This is a genomic window from Roseivivax sp., assembly GCF_054552075.1.
In genome coordinates, this window is the sequence record NZ_JBTOLZ010000019.1 from 41,971 (window position 1) to 55,553 (window position 13,583).

At 69.9% G+C, this 13,583-nt stretch carries 11 protein-coding genes; 1 reads left to right on the top strand and 10 read right to left on the bottom strand.

Annotation, left to right across the window (positions count from 1 at the left end):
* Positions 1–155 precede the first annotated feature (155 nt).
* From ACX938_RS14255 to ACX938_RS14295, 9 genes are all read right to left on the bottom strand, one after another.
* The gene (locus ACX938_RS14255; protein ID WP_232754673.1) at positions 156–1,601 is read right to left on the bottom strand and encodes a TRAP transporter large permease; all 1,446 of its coding nucleotides are present in this window, start codon (positions 1,599–1,601) and stop codon (positions 156–158) included.
* Between the two features lie 3 nt (positions 1,602–1,604).
* A complete protein-coding gene (locus ACX938_RS14260; RefSeq protein WP_459431556.1) occupies positions 1,605–2,291 on the bottom strand; it encodes a TRAP transporter small permease in 687 nt (228 codons plus the stop codon).
* Between the two features lie 96 nt (positions 2,292–2,387).
* Positions 2,388–3,413, bottom strand: a complete 1,026-nt coding sequence (locus ACX938_RS14265; protein ID WP_459431557.1) for a DctP family TRAP transporter solute-binding subunit — start codon at positions 3,411–3,413, stop codon at positions 2,388–2,390.
* Positions 3,414–3,626: 213 nt separating this feature from the next.
* Positions 3,627–4,958 (bottom strand): sigma-54-dependent transcriptional regulator, encoded by a 1,332-nt coding sequence (locus ACX938_RS14270; protein ID WP_459431558.1) that lies wholly within the window; start codon positions 4,956–4,958, stop codon positions 3,627–3,629.
* A 7-nt stretch (positions 4,959–4,965) separates the two neighbouring features.
* The gene (locus tag ACX938_RS14275) at positions 4,966–6,852 is read right to left on the bottom strand and encodes a sensor histidine kinase (protein WP_459431559.1); all 1,887 of its coding nucleotides are present in this window, start codon (positions 6,850–6,852) and stop codon (positions 4,966–4,968) included.
* Positions 6,853–6,895: 43 nt separating this feature from the next.
* Positions 6,896–7,738, bottom strand: a complete 843-nt coding sequence (locus ACX938_RS14280; protein WP_232754677.1) for a beta-keto acid cleavage family enzyme — start codon at positions 7,736–7,738, stop codon at positions 6,896–6,898.
* A gap of 410 nt (positions 7,739–8,148) precedes the next feature.
* Complete coding sequence (gene arsJ / locus ACX938_RS14285; RefSeq protein WP_459431586.1) at positions 8,149–9,351, bottom strand: organoarsenical effux MFS transporter ArsJ; 1,203 nt, start codon at positions 9,349–9,351, stop codon at positions 8,149–8,151.
* Between the two features lie 65 nt (positions 9,352–9,416).
* A complete protein-coding gene (locus ACX938_RS14290; RefSeq protein ID WP_459431560.1) occupies positions 9,417–10,415 on the bottom strand; it encodes an ArsJ-associated glyceraldehyde-3-phosphate dehydrogenase in 999 nt (332 codons plus the stop codon).
* Complete coding sequence (locus tag ACX938_RS14295; RefSeq protein ID WP_459431561.1) at positions 10,412–11,257, bottom strand: arsenate reductase/protein-tyrosine-phosphatase family protein; 846 nt, start codon at positions 11,255–11,257, stop codon at positions 10,412–10,414. The genes ACX938_RS14290 and ACX938_RS14295 overlap by 4 nt, the downstream gene beginning before the upstream one ends.
* Positions 11,258–11,430: 173 nt before the next feature.
* On the opposite strand from ACX938_RS14295, the gene ACX938_RS14300 reads away from it, so the two are divergent.
* A complete protein-coding gene (locus ACX938_RS14300) occupies positions 11,431–12,576 on the top strand; it encodes an iron-containing alcohol dehydrogenase (RefSeq protein ID WP_459431562.1) in 1,146 nt (381 codons plus the stop codon).
* Here ACX938_RS14300 and ACX938_RS14305 read toward each other — a convergent pair.
* Positions 12,568–13,461, bottom strand: coding sequence for a hydrogen peroxide-inducible genes activator (locus ACX938_RS14305; protein ID WP_232754683.1), 894 nt, complete (start codon positions 13,459–13,461; stop codon positions 12,568–12,570). The genes ACX938_RS14300 and ACX938_RS14305 overlap by 9 nt on opposite strands.
* Between the last annotated feature and the right edge of the window lie 122 nt (positions 13,462–13,583).

Consider the following 13,583-nt stretch of genomic DNA (forward strand, 5'->3'; position numbering starts at 1 on the left):
GAAAGGCGTGGGTCTGGGCGGGCCTCAAGCCCGCCCAGAGGCTATTTGAGGCCCGGGTTTTCCGCGGGTGCGCGCGCTGGACGCCCCCGACCCCGCAAAGGAAAACGCCACCCCGGTCTCCCGGGATGGCGCTGGTATCAGGGACGGGCCCGCGCCTAGTAGGTGATGATCTCCGGCCCCATGAAGGTCGTCGGCAACCAGGTCGAGAGCCAGGGCACATAGGTCACCAGGATCAGGAAGACGAAGAGCACGGCGAGGAAGGGCAGCGCCGCGCGCACCACGTTCATCACCGGCATGTTCGCCACGCCCGAGGTCACGAAGAGGTTCAGACCCACCGGCGGGGTGATCATCCCGATCTCCATGTTGACCACCATGATGATGCCCAGGTGGATCGGGTCGATGCCCAGCTCGATGGCGATCGGGAAGACCAGCGGCGCCACGATCACGATCAGGCCCGAGGGCTCCATGAACTGCCCGCCGATCAGCAGGATCACGTTCACGATCACCAGGAACATGATCGGCCCGAAGCCCGCGTCCAGCATCGCCCCGGCGATATGCTGGGGGATCTGCTCGTCGGTCAGAACATGCTTCAGGATCAGCGCGTTGGCGATGATGAACATCAGCGTGATCGTGAGCTTGCCCGCCTCGAAGAGCGTGTCGCGGGTGTCGCGGTGGAAGAAGGCGGTGATCAGCGCATGCGGCTTCTGCAGGAGGGTGGATTTCTCCTGCCGCGGCGCGGCGGCGGCGGAGAGCGAGCCCTCTTCGACCATCTTGGTCATATCCGCGCTGCCCGACCGGCCGCCGTCGGCGGCCAGGGGCCCCATGTCGCGGTAGACGAAGGTGGCGATCAGGAAGGCATAGACCGAGGCGACCGCCGCGGCCTCGGTGGGCGTGAAGATGCCGCCGTAGATGCCGCCCAGGATGATCACGATCAGGAACAGCCCCCAGGCCGCCTCGCGACCCGAGGCGAAGACCTCGCCCCAGCCCTGCCACTCGCCGCGCGGCAGGTCGCGGACCCGCGCGATGACATAGATCGTGGTCATCAGCATGAGGCCCGCCATGAGCCCCGGGATCACGCCCGCGAGGAACATCCGCCCGACCGAGACATCGGTGGCCGAGGCGTAGACGACCATCACGATCGACGGCGGGATCAGGATGCCCAGCGTGCCCGCGTTACAGATCACGCCGGCGGCGAACTCCTTGGAATAGCCGACCTGGCGCATGCCCGCGATCACGATCGTGCCGATGGCCACCACGGTGGCGGGCGAAGAGCCCGAGAGCGCGGCGAACATCATGCAGGCGAAGACGCCCGCAATCGCCAGCCCGCCCGGCAGATGGCCGACGATGGCGATGGAGAAGCGGATGATCCGCGCCGCCACCCCGCCCGTGGACATGAAGGAGGAGGCCAGGATGAAGAAGGGAATGGCCAGGAGCGTGTAGTGCCCCGCCATGGCCTGGTAGAAGCTCTGCGCGATCGAGGCCAGCGAGGTGTCCGAGAAGGCCAGCAGGAACAGGATCGAGGACAGGCCCAGCGAGACCGCGATCGGCACGCCGATCAGCAGAAGGCCGATCACCATGGAAAAGAGAATGATGACATCCATGGGTCAGGACTCCTCGGCGCGGGATTTCTGGCGGGCCTCGGCGACGTCATCCTCGGCCTCGTGGCTGACGATGAACGCCGCGCGCTCGCCGCGCAGGACGGCCACGAAGGCCTGGATGAAACGGTAAGTCAGCAGCGCCACGCCGACGGGCAGCATGGTGTAGCCCACCACGCGCGGCAGCTTCTCGTATTCCTCGCCCATGTTGATGAGCGGTTCGAGCCAGCGCAGGAAGGGCACCATGGGCACCTGGTCGGTGATGTACCAGGCCTGGTCGCGGGTCTGCTCGAAGCCGGTCGGGAACCAGCGCCCGCTGGTGCGGTCGAGGCTCGCGTAGGGCGCCCAGTAGTCCCATGCGCCCTTCATCATGAGAAGCGCGTAGACGATGCAGATCAGCCCCGCCAGGATCGTGAGCCAGCGCCGCGGGCCCGCGCCCATGACGTTCAGAAGCGCGTCGACGCCCAGGTGCGCGGTGACCTTCACGCAGTAGCTGACCCCGAAGAGGACCAGCCAGGCAAAGAGGATCAGCGTGACCTCGAGGCCCCAGATCAGCGACGAGTTGAAGAGGTAGCGCAGGACGACGTTCACGAAGGTCACCAGCGTCATCAGCCCCAGTAGGATCGCGATGGCGGTGCGTTCGAAACCGTCGACGGCGCGGGCGAAGGCCGATGTGCCGGTCGGATGGGTAGACATGGTCTCCTCCCCCAGAGACGTGCCGTGGATTGCGCGGAACGGCGCAAGAGGCCGGCCCCGGGAATGCGGGGCCGGCCCTGTGGTGGTGTCAGGCGATCAGGAGCCGGTGACCTGCGCGTTGAACTCCTGCGCGGCGTCGATGTTCTCCTGGCCGACGTCCTCGACGAACTGGTCCCAGACGGGCTTCATCGCGTCGACCCAGGCGCCGCGCTGCGCGTCGTCCAGGGTGCGGACTTCGCCGCCGGCGTCCAGGATGGCCTGGCGGGCTTCCTGGTTGGTGTTGAAGGACTCGGCGTTGCGCGCCTCGGTCACCTCGGCGAGGATCGTGGTGAACTGCTCGCGCACCTCGGGGTCGAGACCGTCGAGCCAGTCAACCGAGGTCACCACCAGGTAGTCGATGATGCCGTGGTTGGTCTCGGTGATGCCGTCCTGCACTTCGAAGAACTTCTGGCCGTAGATGTTGGACCAGGTGTTCTCCTGTCCGTCGACCACGCCCTGCTGGAGCGCGCCGTAGACCTCGGAGAAGGCCATGGGCTGCGGGCTGGCGTTCAGCGCTTCCATCTGCGCGACCAGCACGTCGGAGGGCTGCACGCGGAACTTCAGCCCCGAGGCGTCCTCGGGCGACATCAGCGGCACATTGGCCGAGAACTGCTTCATGCCGTTGTGCCAGAACTCGAGCCCCTGCAGGCCGCGGCGCTGCATGCTGTCCTTCATCGCCTGGCCGGTGTCGGAGTTCTGGAAGGCGTCGACCGCGTCGATGTTGGCGAACATGAACGGCAGGTCGAAAAGGCGGAACTCCTTGGTGAAGGCCTCGAACTTCGACAGCGAGGGCGCGGCCAGCTGGACGTCGCCCTGCAGCATCGCCTCGAGCACCTGGTCGTCGTTGTAGAGCGTGGAGTTCGGATAGACCTCCATGCAGGCGGTGCCGTCCATCTCGGCGTTGACGCGCTCCTGCAGGAGCGAGGCGGCAATGCCCTTGGGGTGGCGGTCGGTGTTGGTGACGTGGCTGAACTTGATCACCATCTCGCCGTCGTCGCACTGACCGGCACCCTGGGCGTCCTGCGCCTGGGCGGCCGTGGCCATCAGGCCGAGTGCGATCGTGGTGGTCGAAAGAAACTTCATCTTATCCTCCCAAAGATTTCGGCCGGACTGGCCGGTCGAGCAGCCGGCACAGGCCGGCAGCCGACAGGAAGCATGGTGCCACGGACACATGCAAATCGCGCAGAGCAAAATCGTGATTTTTTTCCGCTCCTTGGCGGGAGGATGTTCCCAAATCCACCCATCGGCCCGGCGACGCGGGTGGAAACCCACACGGGGGCGGCCCTTCCGGGGCCGTCAGCCGGGGCTGAGGTAGTCCTCGCGGCGCAGCCCGTGCTTCTGCATCTTCTCGTAAAGCGTCTTCCGGGCGAGGCCGAGCGATTCGTAGGTCGCCTTCAGGTTGCCGGCGTTGGCCACCAGCGCGGCGGCGATGGCGTCCTTCTCGAAGCGGTCCATGCGCTCCGACAGGCTTTGCCCGCCGGGGTCGCGCGGCGCCTCGTCGAGCCCCAGGAGATACAGTTCCGCGGCGTTGCGCAGCTCGCGCATGTTGCCCGGCCAGGGGCGTTCTGTCAGCCGCACCAGCACCTCGGGCGGCACCTCGGGGGCGGGCCGGCCCATGCGCTCGGCGGCCTGGTCGAGGAAGGCCACGAAAAGCCGCGGCAGGTCCGAGGCGCGTTCGGAGAGCGTCGGCAGATGCAGCGTCACCGGGTTGATGCGATACAGCAGATCGTCGCGGAAGGCGCCCTCGGCCACCCGCGCCTCGAGGCCGACGCGGCTCGAGGCCACGAAGCGCGCCTCGAGCGGCACCGGCTCGCTGGCGCCCAGCGGCAGGATCGCGCGGTCCTCGAGCACCCGCAGGAGCTTAGCCTGGACCGCCAGCGGCGTGGAGCTGATCTCGTCGAGGAAGATCGTCCCGCCGCGCCCGTGTTCGAGCCGCCCCGCCCGGCCCCGCGAGAGGCCCGGGAAGGCCCCCGCGACATAGCCGAAAAGCTCGGCCTCGACCTGATCGGCGGGCAGCGCGGCGAGGTTCACCGTCACGAAGGGCCGGTCGGCCCGGTCCGAGGCGGCGTGCAGCGCGCGGGCGGCATGTTCCTTGCCGGTGCCGGTCTCGCCCACGATCAGCACGTCGAGCGCGCTCGCGGCGATGGTGCGGATCTTGCGCTTGAGCCCCGCGATCTCGGGGCTCTGGCCCAGGACCAGGTGCTCGATCAGGTCCTCGCCCTGCGAGGTCTCGCGCATCTGTCGCAGCTCCAGCGTCATGGCGCGTTTTTCCAGCGCCCGCGCGACCGAGGAGGTCAGCCGCTCGGCGGCAAAAGGCTTCTCGATGAAGTCATAGGCGCCCTGCCCCAAGGCCTCGACCGCCAGCGGCACGTCGCCATGGCCGGTGATCAGGATCACCGGCAGGTCCGGGTCGACCTCGAGCGCAGCGCGCAGCAGCGCCAGCCCGTCCATGCCCGGCATCCTTATGTCCGAGACCACGACGCCCGCGAAGCCCTGGCCGAGCCGCGCCGGCGCGCCTTCGGGGCGGGCCAGCGCCTCGACCTCGTAGCCGGCCAGCTCCAGCGTCTGGCTGACCGAGTGGCGGATATCCTCGTCGTCGTCGACGAGCAGCACCTGCACCTTGGTCATTCCGCGCTCATTCCGCCGCCATCTGTCTGTCCGTCGCCTGTTTCAGCGTCACGATGATGCGCGCGCCGTGGCCCGCGCGGTTCTCGGCGCGCATGGTGCCGCCGAAGTCGCGCAGGATGTTGTAGCAGATCGACAGGCCGAGCCCGAGCCCCCGGCCGACCTCCTTGGTGGTGAAGAAGGGATCGAAGATCTTCGGCAGCGCCTCGTCGGGGATGCCGGTGCCGTTGTCTTCCACAGTCATGGCGACCTGGCCCGCGTCCTCCGTCAGGGTGATCGTCACCTCCGGCGCGCGGCCGGGCGGCACGGCGTCGAGCGCGTTGCCGACGAGGTTCATCACCACGTGCTGCAACCGCGTCGCGCCGCCCGCCACCCAGAGCCCGCGGCGCCCGGAAATCTCGATCCGCGCGCCCGAACGTTCCACCCGCGCCGCGATCAGGGCCAGCGCCTCGGAGAGCACACTGTCGAGGTCCACCGCCACCACGTCGTCGCCCGAGCGCCGGGCAAAGCGGGTCAGCCGCTTGGAGAGCTGCGCCATGCGTTCGGTCAGCCGCAGGACCCGGGCGATGTTCTCGGCGGCGCGGTCCGCCTTGCCGGCCTCGTAGAAGGCGGCGGCATTCTCGGAATAGGTGCGGATCGCGGTCAGCGGCTGGTTGAACTCGTGGCTGAGCGCCGCCGACATCTGCCCCAGCGCGGCCAGCTTGCCGGCCTGGATCAGCTCGTTCTGGGTCTGGCGCAGGGTTTCCTCGGCGGTGCGGCGGTCCTCGACCTCGACCTGGAGCTGGCGGTTGGCCTCGGTCAGCTCGGCGGTGCGGCGGGCAACGCGGCGCTCGAGCTCCTGCTGGTTCTGCTCGCGGTCCGCGAGCCGCTGGATCAGCCGCGCGCGGCGTTGCAGGCCGAGCGCCGCCAGCGCGGTCAGCGCGATGCCCGCGGCGATGAGGGCGGCGGCCAGGGTCCAGACCTGCTGGCGCACCGGTGCGTAGTCATAAAGCAGGTGCAACTGCCAGCCCTCGGCGGCCATGGGCCGTTCGTGCGACAGGTAGCTTTGCGGCGCGCTGCCCTCGCCGATGCCCGGCGCGCGCAAGAGCGGCGCGCCCCAGCCGCCGCCGGCCTGCCCTTCGAGGGGCGCCGGGCCGATGCGCTCGAGCTCGTATTTGCGGGTCTCCTCGACCCGGGCGCGGGCCTCGGGGGGGATCTCCTCGAGCGCGGTCAGCCGCAGCCCGGGCTGGGTGGCGAAGATCACCACGCCGGCCTCGTCGCTGACGAAGACCGGATGCGCGCCCTCGCCCAGCACCGCCTCGAGCGCGGCGATCGAGACCTTGACCACCACGACGCCCAGCACCTCGCCGCCCGCGCCATCGCGGATCGGCGCCGAGAGGTAGTAGCCGCGCAGCCCCGAGGTGGTGCCCAGCGCGAAGAAACTGGCCGGCGCGCCGTCCATGGCCTCCTGGAAATAGGGGCGGAAACCGAAGTTCCGCCCGACGAAGCTCAGCTCCTCGGCGTAGTTGGAGGCCGCGACCGTGGTGCCGTCGGGGGCCATGACATAGGTGTCCGAGGTGCGCGCGATGCGGTTCCATTCCGCCAGCTCGCGGCCCAGCGCATCGAGGTCGCCCGGGCGCGGCGCGCCCTTCATGGCGGCGACGACGCGGGGGTCGCGGGCGTAAAGCGGCGGCAGCGCGCGGTATTGGCCGAGCCAGCCCTCGATGGTGGCCTCGCTCTGCGCCAGGAGCGCCTCGGCGTCGGCCTCGGCCCGGTCGTGGATCAGGCCGGTCAGCGCCCGGAAGACGATCACGCCCAGAAGCAGGACACCGACGAAGGCGGCGCCCAGCGCGGGCATCAGCCCGCGCGGCCCGCCCCGGCTCGCGCCTCGGGGCGCGGTATGTCCCTTGCGCGCCATGGGATCTTGTAGCGCCTCGGCCCGGGCGATGGGAAGCGCGGCGTCAGGCCGCCCGCAGGCCCAGGATCTCGCGCGCCTGGGCGGCGGTGGCCACCGGCCGGTCGTATTTCGCGCAAAGCTCGGCCGCCCGCGCGATCAGCGCCGCGTTCGAGGGTGCCAGCGTCTCGCGGTCGAGCCGGACGTTGTCCTCGAGCCCCGCGCGGGTATGGCCGCCCGCGGCGATGGCCCATTCGTTGACCTTGATCTGGTTCGCCCCGATGCCCGCGGCGCACCAGTTGGCCCCGGGCGCGCGGCGGCGGAAGAGGTCGACGTAAAGGTCGAAGACCTCCTTGTCGGCGGGCATGGCGTTCTTCACGCCCATGACGAACTGCACGTAGAGCGCGCCGTAAAGCCGCCCCTCCTCGTGCATCTTCACCGCCTGCAGGATGTGGCTGAGGTCGAAGGCCTCGACCTCGGGGGTGATCTCATGGGTGCGCATCTCCGAGGCGAGCCAGTCCACGAGGTCCGGCGGGTTCTCGTAGACGCGGGTCGGGAAGTTGTTCGAGCCGACCGACAGCGAGGCCATGTCGGGGCGCAGCGGCAGCATCCCGCCCCGCGCCTGGCCCGCGCCCGAGCGCCCGCCGGTGGAGAACTGGATGATCATGCCGGGGCAGTGTTTCTCCAGCCCTTCTTTCAGGCGGGCGAATTTCTCGGGGTCCGAAGAGGGCGTCGCGTCGTCGTTGCGCACATGGGCGTGGCAGATCGCGGCGCCGGCCTCGAAGGCTTCCTGGGTGGATTCCACCTGTTCGGAGACGGTGATCGGCACCGCGGGGTTGTTGTCCTTGGTCGCCACCGATCCGGTGATCGCGACACAGAGAATGCAGGGTTTGCCGGCCACGTCAGACATCGGGGAACACCGTCTTTTGTTTTTGTTGCAGGGGATGGGGGCGGCCCCGGGGCCGCGTGGTGCGCGCAGGCACAAGGGCGGGCACCGGGCGCGGCAGCCGCGCGGGGTCGAGCGCGGCAAGCGCCGCTGCGGCGCGGTCCAGGAGGGCCTTGGCCCAGGTCGGGCGCGGCGCGGGTTTGCGCCGGGGTGCGGGGCGGCTCATCGCAGGCCCCGCGGGGTCGTGGGTCGCATTCTTGCGCGAAGCGTCATCGGGAAGTCAGGTCCTGGCGTCATGTCGGCGCCAGACATTACCCATATTTCGACCCGGGGCAACCAGGCGCGCCGGAGGGGGCGTCCGGGGCGGGGTTTGCGGGGGCTCGGCAGGGCGTGGCAGCGGCGTCAAGACGGGTGCCGGGAAGGGCCGCGCGCGCTCAGGCCGCCACGCCCTCCGCCTCGGGCCGCAGCCGCCGCGCCGCCAGCCAGGAGACCCCGAGGAAGACCGAGGCCACGCCCAGGCAGGCCGGCAGCCCGCCGAGCTGGTAGCTCACCCCCGACATCAGCGTGCCGAGAAGCCGCCCTGCCGCATTGGCCATGTAGTAGAAACCCACGTCCATGGTCACCCGCTCTCCGCCCGCGAAGGCCAGGATCAGGTAGCTGTGCAAGGCCGAGGTCACCGCGAAGATCGCCCCGAAAACCAGGAGCCCCGCGACCAGCGTCACCGTCAGCCAGGTGCCGGGCGTGCCCGCCAGCGCCACCGTCACCGCGAGAAGGAGCGGCAGCGCAAAGAGTCGCCCGGTCCAGGCGCGGGCCTCGGGGATCAGCTCGGCCTCGGGGCGCTCGGCGGCGCGCAGGAGCTTCGGGGCCGCGGCCTGCACCGCGCCGTAAAGGATGGTCCAGACCGCCATGAAGCTGCCGATCATGAAGAAGGCCGCGCGGTTGCCCGCCTCGGAGCCGTCGGACAAGACCGCGTAGAAATAGATCGGGATGCCGACCACGAACCAGACGTCGCGCGCACCAAACAGGAACACCCGCGCCAGCGACAGCCGGTTGATATTGGCGTGCTTGGAGAAGACCTCGGCGAACTTCGCGCTCTTGCGCCCGCCCGGCAGGCCGCCCGGCATCTTCAGCGCCACGCCCGCGAGGATCAGCGCCAGCACGGCGGCCATGGCCAGGACCGAGGTCACGAAGCCGAACAGGGCCAGGAGCCCCGCCCCCAGGAGGAAGCCCAGGCCCTTCACCGCGTTCTTCGAGCCGGTCAGCACCGCGACCCAGCGGAAGAGCCCGCCCTGCCCCGTGGGCGCCAGCGATTTCACCGCACTCTTGGCCGAGGTCTTGGAGAGGTCCTTGGCCACCCCGCTCGCCCCCTGCACCGCCATGACATAGGCGACCGAGGCCCAGAGCGCCCAACCGGGATCAAGCGCCGCCAGCGCCAGGAGCGCCGCGACCTGCAGCCCGAGCCCGGCATAGAGCGTCGAGGTCATGCCGAAGCGCGCCGCGATCCAGCCCGCGCAGAGGTTGGTGACCACCCCCGCCAGCTCGTAGAGCAGGAACAGATAGGCCAGCTGCACCGGCGAGAAGCCGAGCGTGTGGAAATGCAGAAGCACCAGCATCCGCAGGGCGCCATCGGTCAGCATGAAGGCCCAGTAGGCCGCGGTGACCGCGACATAGGCGCCAAGCGCGTTCTCGGGGCGGGCGGCGGTCACAGGCTGCCCCCGACCATGCGGGCCACGTCCACCAGCCGGTGGGCATAGCCGATCTCGTTGTCATACCAGGCGTAGACTTTCACCTGGGTGCCCGCGACAACCATGGTCGAGGGCGCATCGACGATGCCCGAGCGGGTGTCATTGGTGTAATCGGCCGAGACGAGCGGCCGGGTCTCGTAGCCCAGGATGCCCCGAAGCGGCCCGGCGGCGGCGGCCTCGAAAAGCCCGTTGATCTCCTCGGCGGTGGTCTCGCGGGCCACCTCGAAGACACAGTCGGTGATCGAGGCGTTCAAGAGCGGCACCCGCACCGCGTGGCCGTTCAGCCGGCCCTTGAGCTCGGGGTAGATCAGCGTGATCGCGGTAGCCGAGCCGGTGGTTGTCGGGATCAGCGAATTGAGCGCCGAGCGGGCCCGGCGCAGGTCCTTGGCGGGTCGGTCGACGATGGTCTGGGTGTTGGTCACATCATGGATCGTGGTGATCGAGCCGTGCCGGATGCCGATCGCCTCGTGGATCACCTTGACCACCGGCGCGAGGCAGTTGGTCGTGCAGGAGGCGGCGGTGACGATGTCATGCTGTGCGGGGTCGTAGATGTCCTGGTTGACGCCGTAGACCACATTGGCGGTCGGCCCGTCCTTGACCGGGGCCGAGACCACGACCTTTTTCACCCCGGCCTCGAAGTAAGGCGCGAGCTTGGCCTCGGACTTGAAGACCCCGGTGCAGTCGATCACCACGTCGACGCCCTCGAGCGGCAGGTCCTCGATGCGGCTGGCATTGTGGACCGGCAGCCGGGTGCCGTCGATGGTCAGGCTCTCGGCATCGGCGGAGATGTCCGCGTCCCAGCGGCCATGAACGGTGTCGAACTCCAGGAGATGCGCGTGCATCTCCGGGTCGCCCACCGCGTCGTTCAGCCAGGCCACCTCGGCGCCGCTGTCGAGCAGCGGCTTCAGCGCCAGTTTTCCGATCCGGCCAAGGCCGTTCAGCGCGTAGGTGGTCATGCGGGCTCTCCTGTTTCTGACTGGCCGATCTCGTCGACGGCGCGCTGCAGCGAGATGCGGTCGAGCGTCTCGAGCGGCAGCGCCGCGAAGGCCAGGATGCGGTTTCTGAGGGCGCCGTAGGCCTGCTGGAAGGCCAGGCTCTTCTCGGCCTCCGCGCCCTCGGCCTTGACCGGGTCGGTCATGCCCCAGTGGGCGCTGACCGGCTGGCCGGCCCAGGCGGGGCATTCCTCGTTGGCGGCGCGGTTGCAGACGGTGAAAACGAAGTCGAAGCGCGGCACTTCCGGGCCCTGGAACTCAGCAATGGTCTTGGCGCGCAGGGCGCTCACGTCATGGCCCTTGTCGCGCAGGACCGAGACCGCGAAGGGGTTCAGCTCCGAGCGCGGCCGTGTCCCGGCCGAGAAGGCCTCGAAACGGTCGCCGGCCTCGCGGCGCAGGATCGATTCGGCGAAGATCGAGCGGGCGGAATTGCCGGTGCAGATGAAGAGCACCCGGTATTTGCGGTTATCCATGGGGCCTGGTCCTTCGGTCAGCGCCGCCGCGCCGGGGGCGCATAGGTCCGGGCGGCCCTGGCAGCAGTCGGCAAAGAGAAACTCCATCAGCCCCCGCGCCCGCTCGGCATCGAGACGGTAAAGCAGCGACCGGCCGGATCGGCTTTGACTGATCAGACCGACGTGACGCAGCGATGACAGATAGGAGGAGAGCGTGTTGGCGCGGGTCTCCAGCGCCTCGGCCAGCTCGCCCGCGGGCACCGCGTCGGGATAGCGGCGCACCAGGAGCCGGAAGAGCTTCAGGCGGTGTGGATGGCCAAGCGCGGCGAGTTGGTCTTCGGGTGGCGTTTCCATATTTCGCGAATACTCGAAATGATTACCGCCTGTCCAGCCCCGATGAGCCCGCGCGGGGGTGCAAAACCACGGGTTTGTCACAGCGCCATGACGGGGCGGCCCCGGCCTGCGCATCCTCGGCTTTGCGCATGGGCGGCTTTCCCTCGCCGCAGGACCCCCTAGGTTCTGCGCATATGGAGATGTTTTCGCTCGCCCTGCCCCGCCATGTGCTTTTTGGCCGGGGAGCCGCCGATCAGGCCGTCGCGGCCTGCCTGTCCCATGGCACCCGAGTGCTCATGCTGCGCAGCGCCTCCGCCCCCGGCGCGGGGCAACTGGCGCGGCGGCTGGAGGCCGAGGGCGCCGATCTGACCTTGCAGGACCACCGCGGCGAGCCCGAGCTGCCCGCGCTCGAGGCGCGGCTCTCGGAACTGGCCGAGGCCCCGCCCGAGGTGATCCTGGCCGTCGGTGGCGGCTCGGTGATCGACATGGGCAAGGCGCTGGCGGCGCTCCTGCCCCAGCCCGAGGGCCCGCGCGCCTACCTCGAGGTGGTGGGCGACGGGCGGGCGCTCGACCGCGACCCGCTGCCGCTCATCGCCCTGCCGACCACGGCGGGCACCGGCTCCGAGGCGACGCGCAACGCGGTGATCGGCGTGCCCGAGGCGGGCCGCAAGGTGTCGCTGCGGGACAGCCGGATGCTGCCCCGCTGCGCCATCGTCGACCCGGCGCTGACCGACGGCAGCCCGGAGGGCGTGACGCTCTCCTCGGGTCTCGACGCGGTGGCACAGGTGATCGAACCCTATCTGTCCTGCCGCGCGACCCCGGTCACCGATGCGCTTTGCCGCGACGCGATCCCGCGCGGGATCGAGGCGCTTTACTGGCTGATGAACGAGGACCACCCCAAGGCGCGGGACGAAATGGCCTATGTCAGCCTGATCGGCGGCGTGGCGCTGGCCAATGCCGGGCTCGGCGCAATGCACGGGCTGGCGGGCGTCGCGGGCGGGCGCACCGGGCAGGCGCATGGGGTGATCGTTGGGCGGCTCATGGGGCCGGTCCTGCGCGCCAATGCCGAGGCGCTCACCGAGGCGCAGGCCCCCACCGGGCGGATCGACTACGTGCTGCGGGTCCTGGCCGACCAGTTCGGGGTGCCCAAGGTCGGCGCGCTCGACGCGCTGCAGGACTGGATCGACGACTGCGGGCTGCCGCCCTTCGAGGCACCCAGCGCCGAGGCCGAGCTGGAGGACTGGGCCGCGGCCTCGGAAAGCGCCTCCTCGATGCGCGGTAACCCGGTGCCGCTCGACCGCGAGACGCTGGTGGGGGTGCTGGCCCGCGCCTCAGCCTGAGCGCGCCGCGCGCCCCACGACCCCGGCCAGATCGGCGAAGCGCTCGGCCAGCGGGCTCGAGCTGCGCCAGATCATCCCCACCTGCCGCTTCGGGCGGGGCGGCGCGAAACGTGCGACCGAGACCCGGGCCGAGCGGGTCTCGACCGGGACCGCCATCTCGGGGATCAGCGTCACCCCGATGCCCGCGCCCACCATCTGCACCAGCGTCGCCAGCGAAGACCCCTCGAGCCCCTCGCGCGGCAGGTTCGGCGTCATGTCGCAGAAGGACAGCGCCTGATCGCGGAAGCAGTGCCCCTCTTCGAGGAGCAGGAGCCGCATCCGCGCCAGCGCCTCGCCGTCGGGCACCGGAAGATCCGCCTCGGCCTCGGGGCGAATGAGCACGAAATCCTCGTCGAAAAGCGCCATCTCCTCGAGCCCGGGCTCCGAGACCGGCAGCGCCACGATGGCGGCGTCGAGCCGGCCCTCCTTCAGCTCGGTGATCAGCCGGCGGGTCAGGGTCTCGCGGATCTGCAGGTCGAGCGCGGGGAATGCGCGGCCCAGCTCGGGGATCAGCCGCGGCAGGAGATAGGGCGCGATGGTCGGGATCACCCCGAGCCGCAGCCGCCCCGACAGCCCGCTGCCCGCCGCGCGGGCCATGTCGCCCAGCTCGTCCACGGCGCGCAGGATGTCGCGGGCGCGGGTCACGAACTCCTCGCCGAAGCCGGTCAGCCGCACCGCCCGCGCGCCGCGCTCGAAGAGCTTCATGCCCAGCGCCGCCTCCAGCTCCTTGATCTGCACCGAAAGCGCGGGCTGGGAGACCGCCGAGGCCTCGGCCGCGCGGCCGAAATGGCCGTGCCGGGCCAGGGCGTCGACGTAGCGGAGCTGTCGGAGGGTGAGGTTCGCCATAATCCCAGATTATCGGAACGATGCCGAAATACAAATTAAACTCATGGCGCCCCGGTGCTATCTTAAGGCTAGCGCAGGCCCCGCCCTGCCCGGTGCGGCAGGAGATGCGTCAACCCGGATGA

Bases quoted from the DNA above. Each gene is read 5' to 3' on its own strand.
- ACX938_RS14295 (WP_459431561.1), bottom strand. From the start codon at position 11,257: ATGGAAACGCCACCCGAAGACCAACTCGCCGCGCTTGGCCATCCACAC.
- ACX938_RS14255 (WP_232754673.1), bottom strand. From the start codon at position 1,601: ATGGATGTCATCATTCTCTTTTCCATGGTGATCGGCCTTCTGCTGATC.
- ACX938_RS14260 (WP_459431556.1), bottom strand. From the start codon at position 2,291: ATGTCTACCCATCCGACCGGCACATCGGCCTTCGCCCGCGCCGTCGAC.
- ACX938_RS14300 (WP_459431562.1), top strand. From the start codon at position 11,431: ATGGAGATGTTTTCGCTCGCCCTGCCCCGCCATGTGCTTTTTGGCCGG.
- arsJ (WP_459431586.1), bottom strand. From the start codon at position 9,351: ATGCTGACCGATGGCGCCCTGCGGATGCTGGTGCTTCTGCATTTCCAC.
- ACX938_RS14270 (WP_459431558.1), bottom strand. From the start codon at position 4,958: ATGACCAAGGTGCAGGTGCTGCTCGTCGACGACGACGAGGATATCCGC.
- ACX938_RS14280 (WP_232754677.1), bottom strand. From the start codon at position 7,738: ATGTCTGACGTGGCCGGCAAACCCTGCATTCTCTGTGTCGCGATCACC.
- ACX938_RS14275 (WP_459431559.1), bottom strand. From the start codon at position 6,852: ATGGCGCGCAAGGGACATACCGCGCCCCGAGGCGCGAGCCGGGGCGGG.
- ACX938_RS14305 (WP_232754683.1), bottom strand. From the start codon at position 13,461: ATGGCGAACCTCACCCTCCGACAGCTCCGCTACGTCGACGCCCTGGCC.
- ACX938_RS14290 (WP_459431560.1), bottom strand. From the start codon at position 10,415: ATGACCACCTACGCGCTGAACGGCCTTGGCCGGATCGGAAAACTGGCG.
- ACX938_RS14265 (WP_459431557.1), bottom strand. From the start codon at position 3,413: ATGAAGTTTCTTTCGACCACCACGATCGCACTCGGCCTGATGGCCACG.